At 64.2% G+C, this 16,482-nt stretch carries 17 protein-coding genes; 8 read left to right on the forward strand and 9 right to left on the reverse strand.

The window, feature by feature from the left end; genetic code table 11:
- Positions 1-90 precede the first annotated feature (90 nt).
- The 4 genes from H3Z74_RS22510 (at position 91) to clpS (ending at position 3,856) form a co-directional block, all read left to right on the forward strand.
- Positions 91-1,833 carry a PHA/PHB synthase family protein gene (locus tag H3Z74_RS22510; RefSeq protein WP_187761708.1) on the forward strand — a complete coding sequence of 581 codons (1,743 nt, stop codon included), beginning with the start codon at positions 91-93 and terminating at the stop codon, positions 1,831-1,833.
- An 89-nt stretch (positions 1,834-1,922) separates the two neighbouring features.
- Positions 1,923-2,783 (forward strand): phasin family protein, encoded by an 861-nt coding sequence (locus H3Z74_RS22515; RefSeq protein WP_229726740.1) that lies wholly within the window; start codon positions 1,923-1,925, stop codon positions 2,781-2,783.
- 142 nt (positions 2,784-2,925) lie between these two features.
- Positions 2,926-3,345 (forward strand): hypothetical protein, encoded by a 420-nt coding sequence (locus H3Z74_RS22520; RefSeq protein ID WP_187761709.1) that lies wholly within the window; start codon positions 2,926-2,928, stop codon positions 3,343-3,345.
- Positions 3,346-3,517: 172 nt separating this feature from the next.
- The gene (gene clpS / locus H3Z74_RS22525; protein WP_187764482.1) at positions 3,518-3,856 is read left to right on the forward strand and encodes an ATP-dependent Clp protease adapter ClpS; all 339 of its coding nucleotides are present in this window, start codon (positions 3,518-3,520) and stop codon (positions 3,854-3,856) included.
- A 349-nt stretch (positions 3,857-4,205) separates the two neighbouring features.
- On the opposite strand, the gene H3Z74_RS22530 is transcribed toward clpS, so the two are convergent.
- The gene (locus H3Z74_RS22530) at positions 4,206-4,904 is read right to left on the reverse strand and encodes a Crp/Fnr family transcriptional regulator (protein WP_187761710.1); all 699 of its coding nucleotides are present in this window, start codon (positions 4,902-4,904) and stop codon (positions 4,206-4,208) included.
- Between the two features lie 184 nt (positions 4,905-5,088).
- Between H3Z74_RS22530 and murA the strand changes: the two genes are divergently transcribed.
- A complete protein-coding gene (murA, locus tag H3Z74_RS22535; RefSeq protein WP_187761711.1) occupies positions 5,089-6,372 on the forward strand; it encodes a UDP-N-acetylglucosamine 1-carboxyvinyltransferase in 1,284 nt (427 codons plus the stop codon).
- An 83-nt stretch (positions 6,373-6,455) separates the two neighbouring features.
- Positions 6,456-7,214 carry an arginase family protein gene (locus H3Z74_RS22540; protein ID WP_187761712.1) on the forward strand — a complete coding sequence of 253 codons (759 nt, stop codon included), beginning with the start codon at positions 6,456-6,458 and terminating at the stop codon, positions 7,212-7,214.
- Here the strand turns inward: H3Z74_RS22540 and H3Z74_RS22545 are convergent.
- The 3 genes from H3Z74_RS22545 to H3Z74_RS22555 form a co-directional block, all read right to left on the reverse strand.
- Complete coding sequence (locus tag H3Z74_RS22545) at positions 7,211-7,729, reverse strand: phosphoribosyltransferase (protein WP_187761713.1); 519 nt, start codon at positions 7,727-7,729, stop codon at positions 7,211-7,213. The genes H3Z74_RS22540 and H3Z74_RS22545 overlap by 4 nt on opposite strands.
- On the reverse strand, positions 7,726-8,745 hold the full coding sequence (locus tag H3Z74_RS22550) for an adenosine deaminase (RefSeq protein WP_187761714.1): 1,020 nt from the start codon (positions 8,743-8,745) through the stop codon (positions 7,726-7,728). The genes H3Z74_RS22545 and H3Z74_RS22550 overlap by 4 nt, the downstream gene beginning before the upstream one ends.
- 213 nt (positions 8,746-8,958) lie before the next feature.
- The gene (locus tag H3Z74_RS22555) at positions 8,959-10,281 is read right to left on the reverse strand and encodes a cystathionine gamma-synthase family protein (protein WP_187761715.1); all 1,323 of its coding nucleotides are present in this window, start codon (positions 10,279-10,281) and stop codon (positions 8,959-8,961) included.
- Positions 10,282-10,385: 104 nt separating this feature from the next.
- On the opposite strand from H3Z74_RS22555, the gene H3Z74_RS22560 reads away from it, so the two are divergent.
- Positions 10,386-10,766, forward strand: coding sequence for a VOC family protein (locus tag H3Z74_RS22560; RefSeq protein WP_187761716.1), 381 nt, complete (start codon positions 10,386-10,388; stop codon positions 10,764-10,766).
- Between the two features lie 11 nt (positions 10,767-10,777).
- Here H3Z74_RS22560 and pgeF read toward each other — a convergent pair whose 3' ends face one another.
- From pgeF to lgt, 5 genes are all read right to left on the reverse strand, one after another.
- A complete protein-coding gene (gene pgeF, locus H3Z74_RS22565; protein WP_187761717.1) occupies positions 10,778-11,545 on the reverse strand; it encodes a peptidoglycan editing factor PgeF in 768 nt (255 codons plus the stop codon).
- Positions 11,542-12,063: a GNAT family N-acetyltransferase gene (locus tag H3Z74_RS22570; RefSeq protein WP_229726741.1), complete on the reverse strand. Its 522-nt coding sequence runs from the start codon at positions 12,061-12,063 to the stop codon at positions 11,542-11,544. The genes pgeF and H3Z74_RS22570 overlap by 4 nt, the downstream gene beginning before the upstream one ends.
- A complete protein-coding gene (locus H3Z74_RS22575; RefSeq protein WP_187761718.1) occupies positions 12,060-12,593 on the reverse strand; it encodes a GNAT family N-acetyltransferase in 534 nt (177 codons plus the stop codon). Before H3Z74_RS22575 ends, H3Z74_RS22570 begins: the two co-directional genes overlap by 4 nt.
- A gap of 49 nt (positions 12,594-12,642) precedes the next feature.
- Complete coding sequence (locus tag H3Z74_RS22580; protein ID WP_229726742.1) at positions 12,643-13,692, reverse strand: class I SAM-dependent methyltransferase; 1,050 nt, start codon at positions 13,690-13,692, stop codon at positions 12,643-12,645.
- Between the two features lie 113 nt (positions 13,693-13,805).
- Positions 13,806-14,639 (reverse strand): prolipoprotein diacylglyceryl transferase, encoded by an 834-nt coding sequence (gene lgt, locus H3Z74_RS22585; RefSeq protein WP_229726743.1) that lies wholly within the window; start codon positions 14,637-14,639, stop codon positions 13,806-13,808.
- A gap of 100 nt (positions 14,640-14,739) precedes the next feature.
- Here lgt and H3Z74_RS22590 point away from each other — a divergent pair, with 100 nt between their 5' ends.
- Entirely contained in the window at positions 14,740-16,464 is a 1,725-nt protein-coding gene (locus H3Z74_RS22590) for a class I adenylate-forming enzyme family protein (protein ID WP_187761720.1), read from the forward strand.
- The last annotated feature ends 18 nt before the right edge of the window (positions 16,465-16,482 follow it).

Raw genomic sequence — 16,482 nt, forward strand, 5'->3', positions numbered from 1 at the left:
CCCGCTTTCGCGGCGGATCAGAAACAGATGCTTCATTCCCGCTTTCGCGGGAATGAAGGCTCAGGCTAGGGTGGCTTCAGGAGATTATATATGGCCAAGCCCGACACGCCCATGCCGACCTTGCCCAGCCTGGAGGAGATCCAGCACTGGACCTGGGTGATCGGCCGGGCGCAGCAGATGATGCTCGAACAGGGGCTCGGCGCGATCGCACCGCCCGAATCGAGCGGCCTGCCGGTGATCCCCGGGTTCAACGATCCGGCAACGCTCGAGCGCGCCCAATCCTTCTGGACCGACAGTCTCACCCTGTGGCAGCGCTTCGTCGATCCGGCGCATGCGCCGGCGGTCGAGGAAAAACCCGAACAGGCGCGCGACAAGCGCTTCAAGGACGCGGCGTGGCGCGACAATCCGATGTTCGACTGGATCCGCCAGAGTTATTTCCTGATCTCCGACCATCTGCTGCAGAATGTCGATGCCCTGCAGGGCGTGGATGCGAAGCAGAAGGAGCAATTGCGCTTCGCCGCGCGCGGTTTCCTCGATGCGATGAGCCCGTCCAATTTTCCCGCGACCAATCCGCAGGTGCTCGAAAAGACGATCGAGACGGGCGGCGAGAATCTGCTGAAAGGCCTGCAGAACATGCTCGCCGATATCGGCAAGGGGCAACTCACCCACACCGATCCGAATGCGTTCGAGGTCGGTCGCAACCTTGCCACGACCCCCGGCAAGGTGGTGCACCGCACCCCGCTCTACGAACTGATCCAGTACACGCCGACCACCGAGACTGTGCTCGCCGTGCCGCTGGTGATCTTCCCGCCCTGGATCAACCGTTTCTACATTCTCGACCTGACGCCGGAGAAAAGCTTCATCCGCTGGGCGGTCGATCAGGGCATCACCGTGTTCATGGTGTCGTGGAAGTCGGCCGATGCGAGCATGAAGGACGTGCTGTGGGACGATTATATCGCCGCCCAGATCGATGCGATCGACACGATTCGCGATGCGCTGAAGGTCGATGCGGTCCATGCGATCGGCTATTGCGTCGCCGGCACCACGCTTGCCGCGACGCTCGCCATCCTCGCGGCGCGCGGAGAAGCGGAGAAAGTGAAGAGCGCGACCTTCTTCACCGCCCAGATCGACTTCGCCAATGCCGGCGAGCTGCTTCATTTCGTCGATGACGATCAGCTCGCCTCGATCGCCAAGATGTCCCCCGACGGCTTTCTCGACGGCCGCTATATGGCGCTGACCTTCAACCTGCTGCGCGGGCGCGACCTGATCTGGAACTATGTCACCAACAATTACCTCCTCGGCCAGGATTATGCGCCGTTCGATCTGCTCCACTGGAACGGCGACACGACCAATTTGCCGAGCAAATGGCATCTCAGCTATCTGACCGATCTGTACCGCGACAATCTGCTCGCCAAACCCGGCGCGCTGCAGGCCGGCGGCACGCCGATCGACCTGACCAGGGTAAAGACCCCAGCCTATATTCAGGCCGGGCGCGAGGATCATATCGCGCCGGCGGAGAGCGTGTGGAACATCACTCATCATTTCGCCGGGCCGATCAAATTCGTGCTCGCCGGGTCGGGCCATATCGCCGGGGTGGTCAACCCGCCCTCGCTGCACAAATATCAATATTGGCTCAATCCGATGCCAGTGAAGACGCTGGCCGAATTCGTTGCCGGGGCGAACGAGACCAAGGGGAGCTGGTGGCCGGACTGGCTTGGCTGGCTGCAGGATCAGGACTCGACGACCGTCGCGGCAAGGACCGCGCGCCAGCCGGGCAAGGGCAAACTCAAGGCGCTCGAAGACGCGCCCGGGACCTATGTAAGGACCCGCTAAGTCCTTGTTATAACTGTTTCTACATCGTTACGTGACTGTTATGTTGCGTTGCAACAAAAATCCTTGCTTTTGGCGGCGCAGCAATTATATTGCAGTGCAGCAACGAATGTAAGGAGGCCGTTTTGGCCAGCAAGTCGCCTAACACTGACACGACCATCAAGGCGCCCGCGCCGGTCGTCGCGCCGGTTTCCGCTCCTGCCGTGACGGCAGCAGCAGCGCCTGCGCCCAAGGCCGATCCGGCTCCGGCCGCAGCGCCGACCGCCAAGGTCGAAGCAGCGCCCGCGCCCAAGGTTGAAGCCAAGCCGGCGCCCGTGAAGACGGTCGCCAAGGCTGCGGCCAAGCCCGTTACCGCCGCCAAGCGCAAGCCGGTGGCCAAGAAGAAGGTCGTCGCCAAGGCGGCCGTCAAGTCTGCCCCGATCAAGATCAAGCCTGCAGCCAAGCTGGCTGTGCCCACCGCAATCAAGCCGGTCGTCGCCAAGGCGAAGGCCGTCATCCAGAAGGAAGTGACTGTCATGGAAGCTACGCTGAAGACCGCTGCCGACAAGGCAAAGACCCTGTTCGCCGATGCGAACGACCGCGCCAAGGCCGCTGTGGAAAAGAGCACCAAGGCGTTCGAGGAAATCAACGAGTTCAGCAAGGGCAACATCGAAGCTCTGGTCGAATCGGGCAAGATCGCAGCCAAGGGCTTCGAGACGCTCGGCCAGGACGCCGCTGAGTACAGCCGCAAGCAGTTCGAAGGCGCGACCGCCGCGCTGAAGAGCCTGTCGACCGTCAAGTCGCCGACCGATTTCTTCAAGCTGCACAGCGACTATGTCCGCTCGTCGTTCGATGCGATCGTCGCGCAGACCTCGAAGAACACCGAAGCCGTGCTGAAGCTGGCCGGCGAGGTCGCTCAGCCGATCTCGAACCGCGTCGCCGTCGCCGTCGAGAAGGTCAAGATCGCCGCTTAATCGCTGCAATCGAACCAATCAGGAAAGGGCGGTCCCGCAAGGGGCCGCCCTTTTCGTTTGCGCGGCCTCAGCTTTGTTGATTCCTCGACGCGGCCCGGCGTTGTGCTAGAAATCCGCTCTATGGGGCGAAGGGGGAATTGCAATGGCTTTCTGGAATACCGATCTGACGACGCAGGACGGCGCAGAGGGCGCCGCGCAAAATGGCGGCTTTGCCTGTTTCATCGCGGCAGGACTCACCGTCGTCGGCATGGCGATGCTTGTCGCGATGTATAACGGACCTGTGGAAGGGCTGGTTGGGGGCATTGCCGGCGTGGCGAGCGAAACCGTGGTCTTCACCGTCGCCGGCTTCCGGTTGCGCGCCGGCAAAGGGGTCATATGGGGCGGGGTCGCAGCACTGTTGCTCATCATCGAGATGGTCATGAAGCTCGTTACGATGACCGGCATTGCCGGCATCGTCATCAACTTCGTCCTGCTGGCCTTCATGATCAACGGCGTGCGTGGCGCTCTGGCACTGAGGCGTGGCGACCTCGACGTCGAAGAGGTGGCGAAAGTCTTCGATTAGCGTTCCGGGCCTGGATCTTGATGTCCCGCTCTCGGGAATGTCCCGGTCGTGGCTGTTTGCAAAGCCATGGTATCGGGGCTGTTATCCATTCTCCTTGCCGCCACCCCTTGCCCTTGGCGCATGTCATGCCATATTTTCGAACTTCATGATCGAACAGCTCAACATCAAGGCGATGGCCCAAGGGCCCGACGAGGGCACGGGCGGTGACGACGAAGGCACTGGCCTCGGCATCGCCACCCGCACCCGGACGCGCACCAAGCAGCCGACCCCGTACCGCGTGCTGCTGCTCAACGACGATTACACGCCGATGGAGTTCGTCGTGCTGGTGCTGCAGCGCTTCTTCCGCATGGACATGGAGGCTGCAACGCGCGTGATGCTCCACGTCCATCAAAAGGGCGTCGGCGTGTGCGGCACCTTCAGCTACGAAGTGGCCGAGACGAAGGTCGCGCAGGTCACCGAATTCGCCCGGCAGAACCAGCACCCGCTGCAATGCACGCTGGAAAAGGCCTGAGCGCGGGTTCAGGCGTTGCATCGATCCTGATTCAACACAAAACTCAGTTGTGACAGCGAAATAGCGGACGAAGCGCCACCCGGCCTTCGACTCGCTCTTTCTCATCATCAATGTGTCGAAAAAGCCCATCCCTGCGCCATGGGTTGCGCAAACAGCCAGCGTCGCTGGCTGTTCCTGGCTGATAGCTGGCTGTTATGCTGGCTGATACCTGGCTGTTATCGATGACCACCGGATTTGGCACAAGCTTCTGAAGAAGCACCATAAATTGCGTGATCAGCCTGAAATAACAGCCAGCAAAAAAGTTTTTCCGAAATAACAGCCAGGAACAGCCAGCCCAATGCGGGCCACGTCAGGACGCGGACGGCAGCCAGCTCAGGTCGAGCCCGGCATAACGGTCGACATAATTCGCCGCCCGCGCCAGCGCCCGCTCGTTGTGGAAGGTCACTCGTCCGGCCTCGCGCGCGATCAAACCGTCTTCTTCGAGCTGGCGCAGCATGCGGTTGACATGAACCGCGGTCAGGCCGGTCGCGTCGCCAATCTCTTCCTGAGTCAGTCCAAGGGTGAAGCTGGCGCCGATCTCCTTGTCCATCATGCGCAAACGGTTGCGCATCTCGATCAGGATCGCTGCGACTCGTGCCTTGGCCGATGTGCGCCCCAGTGCCGCAAGCCGGTCGGTCAGCGCCGCGCGCTCGATCTGGTTATAGACCATGATCAGCGCGGCCAGCCGCGGATGATCGCGGATCAGACTCGCCATTGCCGATCGCTCGAACGGGCATACCACGCAATCGGTCAGTGCGGTGATCGTCTCGGGCGATTCGCGATACACCAGGCTCGACACCGCCAGCATGTCGCCGGGAAACAGGAAGCGCAGGATCTGGCGGCTGCCATCGTCGAGCAGGACCGAGCTCATCATCGTGCCCCTGCGCAACACGAACATCTCGGTGGTGCGATCATTTTCGCGGATCAGCGCGCCGCCACGGCGCAGCGGGCGCTCCCGCTCTTCCAGTCGCTCGAGCGCCCGATGCTCGGCCGGGGTCAGAATCACCATGTCGCCCAATCGTTCGGCGAAACAACTACCAGCCACTCACGCATTCCCCCGAAGGTGTAAGCTCAGAGCATCACGGCGGAATCCGCGCATTAAAGTCGATCAAGCGGGGCGATCCGCGGTCGGGAAGGTTGATCGGCATCACGCGGCTGTTGCGCGGACGCGTGCACGCGATAGAAGCTCGGCAATGGATCGAATTCTTATCCGCGGCGGCAATCGCCTTTCGGGCAAATTGCCCATCTCCGGTGCGAAGAACGCGGCGCTTACGCTGATGCCGTGCGCGCTGCTGACCGATGAACCGGTCACCCTGCGCAATCTGCCGCGACTCGCCGATGTCGACAGCTTCGGGCATCTGCTCAACCAGCTTGGCGCCTCGACCCAGATCGAAGGATCGCGGCCGGAAGATTTCGGCCGGGTGATGACGATCCGCGCCGGCAAGCTCACCTCGACCGAGGCGCCGTACGACATTGTGCGGAAAATGCGCGCGTCGATCCTGGTGCTTGGCCCGCTGATCGGCCGCGCCGGAGAGGCGACCGTATCGCTGCCCGGCGGCTGCGCGATCGGCAACCGTCCGATCGACCTTCACCTCAAATCGCTCGAGGCGATCGGCGCCACTCTCGAAATGGCGGCCGGCTACGTCAAGGCGACCGCGCCGGGCGGGCGGCTGTCGGGCGGCAAATATACTTTCCCGATCGTGTCGGTCGGCGCGACCGAGAATGTCATCATGGCGGCGGTCACTGCCAGGGGCGGCTCGATCATCGAAAATGCCGCGCGCGAGCCGGAAATCGTCGATCTGTGCAATCTGCTCGTGGCGATGGGCGCGAGCATTTCCGGCATCGGCACCGAGACGCTGGAGATTGAAGGGCGCGACCGGCTGCACGGCGCGACCTATCGCGTGATGCCCGACCGGATCGAGGCGGGCAGCTATGCCTGTGCCGCGGCGATCACCGGCGGTGCGCTTGAACTGGTCGGCGTCGGCATCCATGATCTGCGCGCTACCGTTGCCGCACTGGTCGAGGCCGGCGTGACGATCGAGGAACGCGGCAGCAATCTCTATGTCGAGGCATCGAATGGCCTTGGGCCGCTGACCCTGTCGACCGCGCCGTTCCCGGGCTTTGCGACCGATATGCAGGCGCAGTTCATGGCGATGCTGACTCAGGCGGACGGCGCCAGCGTGCTGACCGAGACGATCTTCGAGAACCGTTATATGCACGTGCCCGAACTGGCGCGGATGGGCGCCGACATCCAGGTACGCGGCCGCACCGCCGTGGTGCGTGGCGTCACGCCTTTGGTCGGCGCGCCGGTGATGGCAACCGACCTGCGCGCCTCGATGAGCCTGATCCTCGCCGGCCTCGTCGCCAGCGGTGAGACTCAGGTGCAGCGCGTCTATCATCTCGATCGCGGCTATGAGCGGCTCGAGGAGAAGCTCCAGGCGGTCGGTGCCGATATCGAGCGCGTCGGGGACGGGTGAGGCGCGGGCCGCCTGCTTCGGCTCTTATTGCCTATGTGGGCCGCGCCGGCGATCGGAACGACCGGGCCGCCGCCGGGGTGGATATGCTCGCGACGCGCCTTTCCCGCGAGACCGGCTTGCCGGTTCAGGTAGTCGGAACGGCTGGCAAGCCCCTTGCCGCGGATTGGACGATCGAATTGCCCGCCGCAATGCCGGGCTTGCGGCTTCTCGCGCGTGAGCTCGATCGGGCCCTGTCCGAGGGGCGTCGCGCGCTGACCCTCCTCCCTCGCTGTGCCGCTGGACTGGCCACGTTGCCGGTCATTTCGAAAAGGCATCCCGGCGCTGCCATTGTCTGGTTCGATGCGCATGGCGACTGCAACATACCCGACCGCACCAGCACGGGTTACCTTGGCGGGATGGTTTTGAGCGGCGCGGCCGGCATGTGGCCGACCGGCCTTGGCGCCGGCCTGACCCTCGATCAGGTCATTCTGGTCGGCAGCCGCGATCTCGATCGCAGCGAGCGCGAGCTGATCGATGCCGGCCGGATCGAGCTGGTGGAATGCGGTCCCGATCTGGCGGATCGCCTCCGCACGGCGGTGGCCGGCAGGCCTGTCTATCTGCACATCGATTGCGACGTGCTGGAACCCGGCATCGTTCCGACCGAGTATCAGGTTCCCGGTGGCCTCACATTGGCAGACCTTGGGTCGGTCTGCGACGTGCTGGCCGGTTTCGAGATGGTCGGCATGGAAATAGCGGAGCTGGAGGCGGTCTGGCCGGATGGAGCTCCGGCTGTGCTGGACCCGCTGATCGATGCGCTCCGACCGCTTGTCGACGCGCTCACCATCGGCGCGCATCCGATCTAAGCGGTGCGCTCCGGCACCATCGCCGCATCGAGTGCGATCGCCACATCGGGCGCGACCGCTTCCCAGGGAAAGATGAACCAGTCCTTGGTCACTGACCGGTCGATCTCGCGCGCATGATATTCGACGCGCTGGTCGGAACGGATATTGTCCATCAGCGTGGCAAATCGAATGCTGCCCGGCACTGCGCCCGCCTCGGCCAGTGCGCGACGCAGATTGGCGATGGTGCGGCCGGTGTCGTTGATATCGTCGAGGAACAGCAGCCGCTCGCCCTCGCGTGTGCGCGCCGCGAGGCGGACCAGCGGCGCGTCGGAGAAATCCTCGACTTGCGATGAAAAATCGACCGACAGCATCGGCAGGCCGGTGGCGTGACTCAGGAACACTGCGGGCACGAGCCCGCCCCGGCCGATGCCGATGATGAAGGTCGGGTTCCAGCTCGCATCGCTATCGAGCCGGCCCGCCAGCGCGCGGATATCGGCAACGAACTGCGCCTGCGGAATATGCGTGTAGATCGTCACGCCGCGTCCCCCTCGACATAGGCATCCAGTGCCGCAAGATGCCCGGCGACCTCGTCATCGTTGAGGAACGACCCGAGGAAGGAGTTCCGCGCCAAAGCGACCAGATCGTCGCGATCGAGCCCGCGCCCGGCGGCGGCGGCGCGGTAATTATCCGCGATATAACCGCCGAAATAGGCCGGATCGTCGGAATTGACCGTTGCCCGCAATCCAGCGCGAAGCATGCGGTCGATCGGATGCGCCTCCATGCTCTCGACCACGCACAGCTTCAGATTGGACAATGGGCAGACGGTCAGGGTCATGCCCATCCGCGCCAGTCGCGCGGTGAGCACCGGATCCTCCAGGCTGCGATTGCCATGATCGAGCCGGTCGATGCCGAGCAGGTCGAGCGCCTGGCGGACATAGTCCGGCGGGCCCTCTTCGCCGGCATGGGCGACCAGTCTCAGCCCCTGCGCCCGGGCGGCAGCGAACACGCGGGCGAACTTCTCGGGGGGATTGCCGAGTTCGCCCGAATCGAGCCCGACCGCTGCGATCCGGTCGAGCCAGGGTTCGGCTGCCTTCAGCGTCGCAAAGGCGTCCTCCTCGTCGAGATGGCGCAGGAAGCATAGAATCAGCTTGGCGGTCAGGCCATGCCTGGCCTCGGCTTCGGCCATGCCCGACAACAGGCCGGCGATCACCGTGTCGAACGAAATGCCGCGCGCGGTGTGGGTCTGCGGGTCGAACATGATCTCGGCATGGACCACGCCATCGGCTGCCGCGCGATCGAAATAAGCCGTGGCAAGGTCGTGGAAGTCGCGCTCGGTGCGCAATACTTCCGCACCCTGATAATAGATATCGAGAAAGTCCTGCAGCCGCGAGAAGCTGTAGGCGGCGCGAACCTCATCGACGCTCGCGAACGGGATCGTGACCTGATTGCGCTCGGCCAATGCGAACATCAGCTCAGGCTCGAGGCTGCCCTCGATATGAAGATGGAGCTCAGCCTTGGGCAGGCCAGCGATGAAGCGGTCGAGATCGGTCATGCACCATGATCGCGCGGCGCGCTGGGCAGGGCAAGCGGCGATGCGCGTGCCTTGCCCATGAAATCCTGACGGACCGCAGGTTATATCGGCGCGACCCTCCCGCCCGTTCGTGCTGAGCTTGTCGAAGCACCGTTCTTCTTGTCCGAAGTCAGGAACAAGAACGACCCTTCGACAGGCTCAGGGCGAACGGGTTTTATGGATCGTCTGCGTCGCTTAGATCGCCTCCAGCGCCTGTTCGAAATCGGCGATCAGATCGTCCGCATCCTCGACGCCGATCGAGATCCGCACCAGATTGTCGGTGATACCGAGTGCCTGTTTGCGCGCATCGGGCACCGACAGATGGGTCATCGCCGCAGGGTGGCTGGCGAGCGTCTCGGTCCCGCCCAGGCTGACCGCGAGCTTGGCGATCTTGAGCGCATCGAGAAACGCGAACGCTTCTTTTTCCCCGCCCTTGACGATCAGCGAGAAGGTCGACCCCGCGCCGGTGCAGTGGCGGCGATAGATATCGGCCTGGCGCTCCATGCCGGGCGTGCTTTCGAGGAAGCCGAGATAACCGACGCGCTCGACCTTGGGGTGGGTGCGCAGATATTCGCACACCTTGATCGCATTCTCGCCCGCGCGGCTCATGCGCAGTTCGAGCGTCTCCAGGCTGCGCATCAGCATCCAGGCGGTATTGGGGTCGCAGATCGTGCCGATCGTGTTGCGCATCAGCCGGATGGTGTTGATATGCTCCTTCGACCCGAGCACGCCGCCGGCGACGAGATCGCTATGCCCGCCGGCATATTTGGTCAGCGAATAGACCACGATATCGGCGCCGTGCTGCAGCGGCTTGAGCCATAATGGGCCGAGGAACGTATTGTCGATCGCGATCGGCGGCTTGGCGCCCTTGAAGATCGCGTCGCGGCTTGCCGCTACCGCCTGGATATCGACCAGCGCATTGGTCGGGTTGGCCGGGCTTTCGAGATAGATCAGCGCGACGTTGCCGCTCGATGCCTTTTGCAGCACCGCATCGATCTCCTCGCGCGTCGCGCCGGCCGGGAAGTCGAGCCAATGCACCCCGAAGCGGCCGAGGATGCGCGCGATCAGCGTTTCGGTCGCGGCATAGAGCGGGCCGGAATGGACGATCGTGTCGCCCGGCTTGACCATCGACAGGAACAGGGTGGCGATCGCCGACATGCCGGAGGAGAAAGCGAGTGCGTCCTCGGCTTCTTCCCAGATGCCGAGCCGGTCCTCCAGGATCTCCTGATTCGGTCCGTTGAAGCGCGAATAGACCAGTCCTTCCGACCCGCCCGGGCGCTTGCCGGTGACGCCTTCGAAATGGCGCTTGCCCGCCGCCGCATTGGGAAAGACGAAGGTCGAGGTGAGGAAGATCGGTGGCTTCAACGACCCTTCCGACAGCGTCGGGTCATAGCCATGGCCCATCATCATGGTCGACGGCTTCAGCTTGCGGTCGCCGATCTTCTCGACGCTGGCCTTGGGCTTGCCGCGTGGCGGGACGCCGGTCAGATCGGCTTCGGTTTCGTTCTTGTTCGGCATGCTCTATGTCCTGCGGGAAGGAGTGTTGGCCCATCCTAACGCCGGATAGTCGCATTTGATACCGTCCCGGCCGTCATAGGTGAGAACCCCAAAGGAGAAAATCGATGCCTGTTGCGATCGTCTCCATACCCGTCACCGATCTCGATCGCGCGCGTGCCTTTTATGTCGACACCTTGGGCCTCGCGCTTTTGCGCGACGCGCCGATGGGACCGGACATGCGCTGGATCCAGCTGCAGCCGAAAGACGGCGGCGCGACGATCGCGCTGGTCACCTGGTTCGAGCAGCTGAGACCCGGCGGCCAGCAGGGGCTGATGCTCGGGATCGACGATGTGGATGCCGAACATGCGCGACTGACCGCGCTTGGCCTGGAGTTGCCCGCAGTCGCGGAGGAGCCCTGGGGCCGCTATATCATGCTGACTGATCCGGACGGCAACGGCCTGATCCTGTCGCAACTGACAGACCCGCAAGAGATCAGGACGCGCTGAACTCCCCGAGCTCAGCTCGGCGATTGCAAACCGATCAGCGAGATCTGCCGCCCGTAACCCGGCTCACCGCGATGCGTCGCGCGGCGGAAGCTGAAGAAGCGGCCCTCATCGGCATAGGTGTCGAGGCCCAGCGCCTCGATCCGGGTCAGGCCGGCGGTGGCGAGGCGGGCCGTGACATAGGCTTCGAGATCGAACTGATGATGGCCCGGCTTGCCGGGCGCGAAGAAGCGTTCATTGGCCGGGTCGTCGGTTGCGAAGCGCTGCATGAAGCCGTCATCGACCTCATAGCTGGCGCGCGCGATGCACGGTCCGATCGCCGCCGCGATCCGGTCGCGCCGGGCCCCCAGCGCTTCCATCGCGGCAATCGTCGCGTCGGTGACCCCGCCGATCGCACCTTTCCAACCGGCATGCGCCGCGCCGATCACCCCGGCCTGCGGATCGACGAACAGCACCGGCGCGCAATCGGCGGTCAGGATGCCGAGCAGCAGGCCTGGCCGGTCGGTGACCAGCGCGTCGCCGCGCGGGCGTTCGGCAAACGGCGCGGTCACGGCGATCACGTCGGCGGAATGGATCTGGAACGGTGTGACCAGTGTCGCGCCGGGCAGGACAGCATCGGCGGCACGCACACGGTTCTCGGCGACGGCGGCGGGGTCATCCTCCGACCCGATACCGACATTCAGTCCGGCATGAACGCCGGTCGAGACGCCACCGCGCCGGCCGAGAAAGCCGTGGGCTACGCTGCCCAGCGTGCGGCTGCGGGTCAATTCGACGTCGCTCACAGCGCCAGCCGCCAGATCCCGTCGTCATGCACCTGGCCGCCGGTGACGAAGTCGAACCGCCCGACCTTGGCGAAGCCGTGCCGGGCGTAGAAACGCACCGCGCGCACATTGTCGTCGAACACCGCAAGATAGAGTTCGCCCGCGTCATGCGCGCGCGCCGTGTCGATCGCCCAGGCCATCAGCGTGGCGGCCACGCCGGCGCCCTTTACGCCTTCATCGACATAGAGCTGGCGCACCTCCAATGCCCCGGGCACGGCGGCGTCATAGGGCAAGCTCATCGGCATCACCTTGACGTAGCCGACCGGCACGCTGTTCTGAAACGCCGCGCGCCACAGGATTGCAGGGTCGCCCAGGTCGCGCTGCATATGCCCGGACGGACCATAGGCCATATCGAGATAGACGCTCATCTCGGGCGGGGCGATCTTGGCCGCAAAGGTGGCAGCGAAGCTGGTGCGCGCCATCGCCGATAATGCTGCCGCGTCCGCCTGGGTCGGGATACGGTATTCGAGATCGTTCACAGCACCAGCCTCATGAGATTATCGTCATCCACCGTTTCGCCGACGCGAAACGCGTAGCGGCCGATATCGCGAAAGCCGTAGCGTTCATAGAATCGGTGTGCGCGGTGATTGTCGACATAGACGCTGAGGATAATCTCCTTCGCACCATGCGCGCGCGAATGCTCCAGCGCCCAGTCCATCAGCGTTTGGGCAACGCCCTGGCCCTGCCACGGGCCCAGAATATAGAATTGGTACAGCTCGATCGCATCGGGCCGCCATTCGCCCGGGAAGGTCACGGGACCCATTTTGACGAAGCCGATGATCTTGTCCCCTTCGAGCGCGAGCCGGACCGCGAAATCGGGATCGGACAGCTGCGAGGGCAGGCCGTTGGCGCCGAACGCCTCGTCGAGAAAGGCGGCAAGATCGGACTGGCGATAGAGCGTGCCGAACGTCTCCGTGAAGCTGCGCCGCGCCATGGCCGACAGGGCCGGGCCGTCGATGGTGCGCGCGTCGCGATAGGTGATGGCGGGTGGGGGAGCGAGATCGGTCATGATGTCCGCCATATGCCGTTGCGGCCGATCCCGCTACCGATCGCCTCGATTATGCGAAGCCCGCCGGTGCCGGCCAGGCCGGCGCGGTGACGGCGAGCGCCTTGAACAATGTGCCCATCGCGTCGGACCCGATCAGCCGGTCGCGATCGGCGGTAATGCCCGCCACGCGATCGGGGGCAGCCGCGCTCAAAGCTGCGGCGCGCGCGGCGATGCCCAGTGCGGAGAGCAAGGCGCCCTGATCGACCGGGCCGAACCGGGCAGCGCCTTCGGTCTGCGCGGCGGCGGCGAGCGTCGCCATGTCGACATGCGCGGTCAGATCATGCTCGCCGGGATTGTCGAACGGATTGACGAAGCCGTGCGCGCGCATTGCCTGCAGCGTGTCGCCGACTGCCGGGCCTTCATAGCCATAGTCGATGACCAATGCGGCACCGCCCTGCGCGACGATGCGCTGCGCCAGGTCGCGCATGATCGCAACGCTGGCGGGGGAAGTTTCGATGATCGACCCCGGCGGCGCCTCACGCAACTCCGCGGGCAGGATCGAATCGGGCACCTGCTTGCCGGCGATCGGCAGGAACAGCAGGTCTTGGCAGGCAATGAGCCGCTCGTGCCAGCCGCCGGTTGTGCGGACCAGCTGATGGATCGGCAGCGCATCGAAGAATTCATTGGCGATGACGACCAGCGGCCGGTCACCCGGCAGGGTCGAGACGCTGTCGTGCCAGATCGCCTGTGGCACCCGCTCTGCCTGCGCCTTGCGCAGGATCGGGCTGGTTTCGACGAAATGCACCGGCGGCGTCAGGCCGACGGTCGCCATTGCGCGCAATGCGTCGGCGGCGAGCGTGCCGCGCCCCGGGCCGAGTTCGATCCAGGCAATATCCGGCCGGCTGGCGCGGTCCCACAGATCGGCGCACCACAGGCCGACCAGCTCGCCGAACATCTGGCTGATTTCGGGCGCAGTGGTGAAGTCGCCCGCTGCGCCCAGCGGATCGCGCGTCGCATAATAATGCGCGTTCGCCGCGCCCATGAAATGTGCGAGCGGAATCGGCCCCGCCAGCGTGATGGCCCGGGCGAGCCGGTCGGGAAGGGGGGCATCTTCAATCATCGGAAAACCCCCTTCCGTTCGTGTCGAGCGAAGTCGAGACACATTAGGGCAGGTGCCGGTGGCTGTTTCTCGACTTCGCTCGAAACGAACGCAAGAAGAGATAGCGGACTGGTTCAGGCGACGCTCTCGCCCCCCGCGATCGGCTCGACACGCTCGCGTCGTTTCGCCGATGTCGCGATCAGATAGATGCCGCCCAGGATCATCGGCACGCACAGCCATTGGCCCATATGGAGGCCGGTCGAGGCAGCGAAATCACGCAGCTGGTCGTCGGGCTCGCGGTAGAATTCGACGCAGAAGCGCGCAATGCCATAGCCGGCGACGAAGATGCCGACGAGCTTGCCCGGATCGTAGCGCGCCTTGGTCTTCCAGAAGGCGAACCACAAGACGATGAACAGCAAAATGCCTTCGAGCGCCGCCTCGTAGAGCTGGCTCGGATGGCGCGCCAGCGGGCCGCCGCCGCGCTCGAAGATGATCGCCCAGGCGACGTTGCTCGGCTTGCCCCACAGTTCGCCGTTCACGAAATTCGCCAGCCGGCCGAAGAACAGCCCGAACGGCACGACGCACGCGACATAGTCATGGACGCGCAGCCAGTTCAGCCCGTTCTTGCGCGCGAACAGGATCAGCGCGAGGCTGGTGCCGATGACACCGCCATGGAAGGACATGCCGCCATCCCATAGCTTCAGGATGCGGATCGGATCGAGGAACATGTCCGACGCATAGAAGATCACATAGCCGAGCCGTCCGCCCAGGATGACGCCGAGCGTCGCATAGAAAACGAGATCATCGGCATGGCGCCGCGCCATCGGCGCGCCCGGCTGTGCGATCAGCTTGAGCAGATACCACCAGCCGACCAGGATGCCGGTGATATAGGCGATCGAATACCATTTGATCTGGAAGAAGCCCAGGTTGAGCGCCACGGGATCGAGCCCGAGACTGCTGAACGTCATGTGTGTCTGGGCGGCGGTGGCGGCAGTCAGGATCAAGGCTTTTCCCCGGGCTTTCCAGTCTCCATAAAGAGCCTGGGCGATAGAACCAATAGGAGAGAGCATGCGCACCGAGCTTGACCGGCGAATGGATGAGGGCCTGGCCAGGCTGAGCGGAGAGGGCGGGCCCCTGCCATTGACCCGAGCGGCGCTCGACCGGTTCGGTGTCGAGGTGCCGGTGATCGCCGCCGCGCCGCCGGCTTTGTCCTATTATTTCGCACATTACTGCAATGAACATGCCGACAAGACCTTCCTCGTCGCCGGCTTGGAACGGCTGACCTTTGCCGAGGTATTTGCCACGGCCCGACAGGTCGCCGGTGCGCTGGCGGGCGAGCTTGGTGTGAAGAAGGGCGATCGAATCGGCATCGCGATGCGCAATTCGCCGAGCTGGATCGCGCTTTATATGGGCATCGTCATGGCCGGGGGGATCGCCACCCTGCTCAACGGCTGGTGGCAATCGGCCGAGCTCGACGAGGCGTTGCGCGATGTCGAATGCAGCCTGGTCTTCGCCGATCCGCCGCGTGCCAAACGCCTGGCCGAGGTTGCCGGGCTGGCCGCGAAACTCGTCACGATCGATGACCTGCAACCGCTGGCGTCCGCGCTGGCGCCGGTAACCGGCCTCGGCCAGGCGGAAACCCTGCCGATGCTCGCCGCCACCGATGATGCGACGATCCTGTTCACCTCCGGTTCGACCGGCCAGTCCAAGGGCGCGATCAGCGATCACCGCGCGGTGGTCCAGGGGATCTTCAATTATCTGACCCAGGCGTTGGTCATGCTCGGCATCTCGACCGAGGACGGCGTGTCGCCGCCCGCTCAGCATGCGACACTGCTCAACGTGCCGCTGTTCCATGTGACGGCGGAGGTGCCGGTGTTCCTGCAAAGCTTCGCGATGGGGCGAAAGCTGGTGCTGATGCCGAAATGGGATGCCGAGGAGGCGATGCGGCTGATCGAGGCCGAAGGCGTGACCTATTTTGTCGGCGTGCCGCTGATGAGCTTCGAGATTCTCACTCATCCCAACCGCTCGCGATACAATCTCTCGACCGTCTCGGACTTCGCCGCCGGCGGTGCGCCGCGCCCGGTCGATCACGTCCGGCGGATCAAGGACGAAATGGGCGGCCCCAAGGGCGAGGGTGCGCCGCTGCTCGGCTATGGTCTGACCGAAACCAATGGGGTCGGCTGCGGCAATTGGCGAAGCAACTATATCGCCAAGCCCAATTCGACCGGGAGAGCATCGCTGCCGCTGGTCGATCTCGCGATCCTCGACGGGAACGGCAAGCCGGTCGCGGCGGGCGGGCGCGGCGAAGTCGGGATCCGCTCGATCTGCAACTTCCGCGAATATTACAACCGGCCCGAAGCGACGCGCGAGGCATACACCAGCGACGGTTATTTCCTGACCGGCGATATCGGGTATCTCGACGACGAGGGTTATCTGTTCATCGTCGATCGCAAGAAGGACATTATCATCCGCGGTGGCGAGAATATCTCGTGCCAGGAGGTCGAGGCGGCGATTTACGAACATCCCGCCGTCGCCGAAGCCGCGGTGTTCGGCTTGCCCGATGAACGTTTCGGCGAAGTGCCGGGCGCGGTGGTCAAATATCGCGATGGCGAGGAACTGACCCCGGAAGAGCTCTGCGCCTTCCTGTTCGCGCATATTGCCGCGTTCAAAGTGCCGCAGCGCATCTGGACCTCGGCTGAGCCGTTGCCGCGACTGGGAACGGAGAAGATCGACAAGGTGAGTTTGCGCGAGACCTATCGCGCGCTGGCAAAGGCAGAGGCAGAGGCGACCTGATCGAGGTTGCGGGACACA

It is taken from the genome of Sphingomonas alpina (assembly GCF_014490665.1).
Taxonomy (GTDB): domain Bacteria; phylum Pseudomonadota; class Alphaproteobacteria; order Sphingomonadales; family Sphingomonadaceae; genus Sphingomonas; species Sphingomonas alpina.

What these genes read in the sequence shown, in the direction of transcription:
- H3Z74_RS22540 (WP_187761712.1), top strand. Translation starts at nt 6,456, where the DNA reads ATGCTCGCGACGCGCCTTTCCCGCGAGACCGGCTTGCCGGTTCAGGTA.
- H3Z74_RS22520 (WP_187761709.1), top strand. Translation starts at nt 2,926, where the DNA reads ATGGCTTTCTGGAATACCGATCTGACGACGCAGGACGGCGCAGAGGGC.
- H3Z74_RS22575 (WP_187761718.1), bottom strand. Translation starts at nt 12,593, where the DNA reads ATGACCGATCTCGCTCCCCCACCCGCCATCACCTATCGCGACGCGCGC.
- murA (WP_187761711.1), top strand. Translation starts at nt 5,089, where the DNA reads ATGGATCGAATTCTTATCCGCGGCGGCAATCGCCTTTCGGGCAAATTG.
- H3Z74_RS22550 (WP_187761714.1), bottom strand. Translation starts at nt 8,745, where the DNA reads ATGACCGATCTCGACCGCTTCATCGCTGGCCTGCCCAAGGCTGAGCTC.
- clpS (WP_187764482.1), top strand. Translation starts at nt 3,518, where the DNA reads ATGGCCCAAGGGCCCGACGAGGGCACGGGCGGTGACGACGAAGGCACT.
- H3Z74_RS22580 (WP_229726742.1), bottom strand. Translation starts at nt 13,692, where the DNA reads ATGATTGAAGATGCCCCCCTTCCCGACCGGCTCGCCCGGGCCATCACG.
- H3Z74_RS22590 (WP_187761720.1), top strand. Translation starts at nt 14,740, where the DNA reads ATGCGCACCGAGCTTGACCGGCGAATGGATGAGGGCCTGGCCAGGCTG.
- H3Z74_RS22555 (WP_187761715.1), bottom strand. Translation starts at nt 10,281, where the DNA reads ATGCCGAACAAGAACGAAACCGAAGCCGATCTGACCGGCGTCCCGCCA.
- H3Z74_RS22560 (WP_187761716.1), top strand. Translation starts at nt 10,386, where the DNA reads ATGCCTGTTGCGATCGTCTCCATACCCGTCACCGATCTCGATCGCGCG.
- H3Z74_RS22510 (WP_187761708.1), top strand. Translation starts at nt 91, where the DNA reads ATGGCCAAGCCCGACACGCCCATGCCGACCTTGCCCAGCCTGGAGGAG.
- H3Z74_RS22530 (WP_187761710.1), bottom strand. Translation starts at nt 4,904, where the DNA reads ATGGTGATTCTGACCCCGGCCGAGCATCGGGCGCTCGAGCGACTGGAA.
- lgt (WP_229726743.1), bottom strand. Translation starts at nt 14,639, where the DNA reads ATGACGTTCAGCAGTCTCGGGCTCGATCCCGTGGCGCTCAACCTGGGC.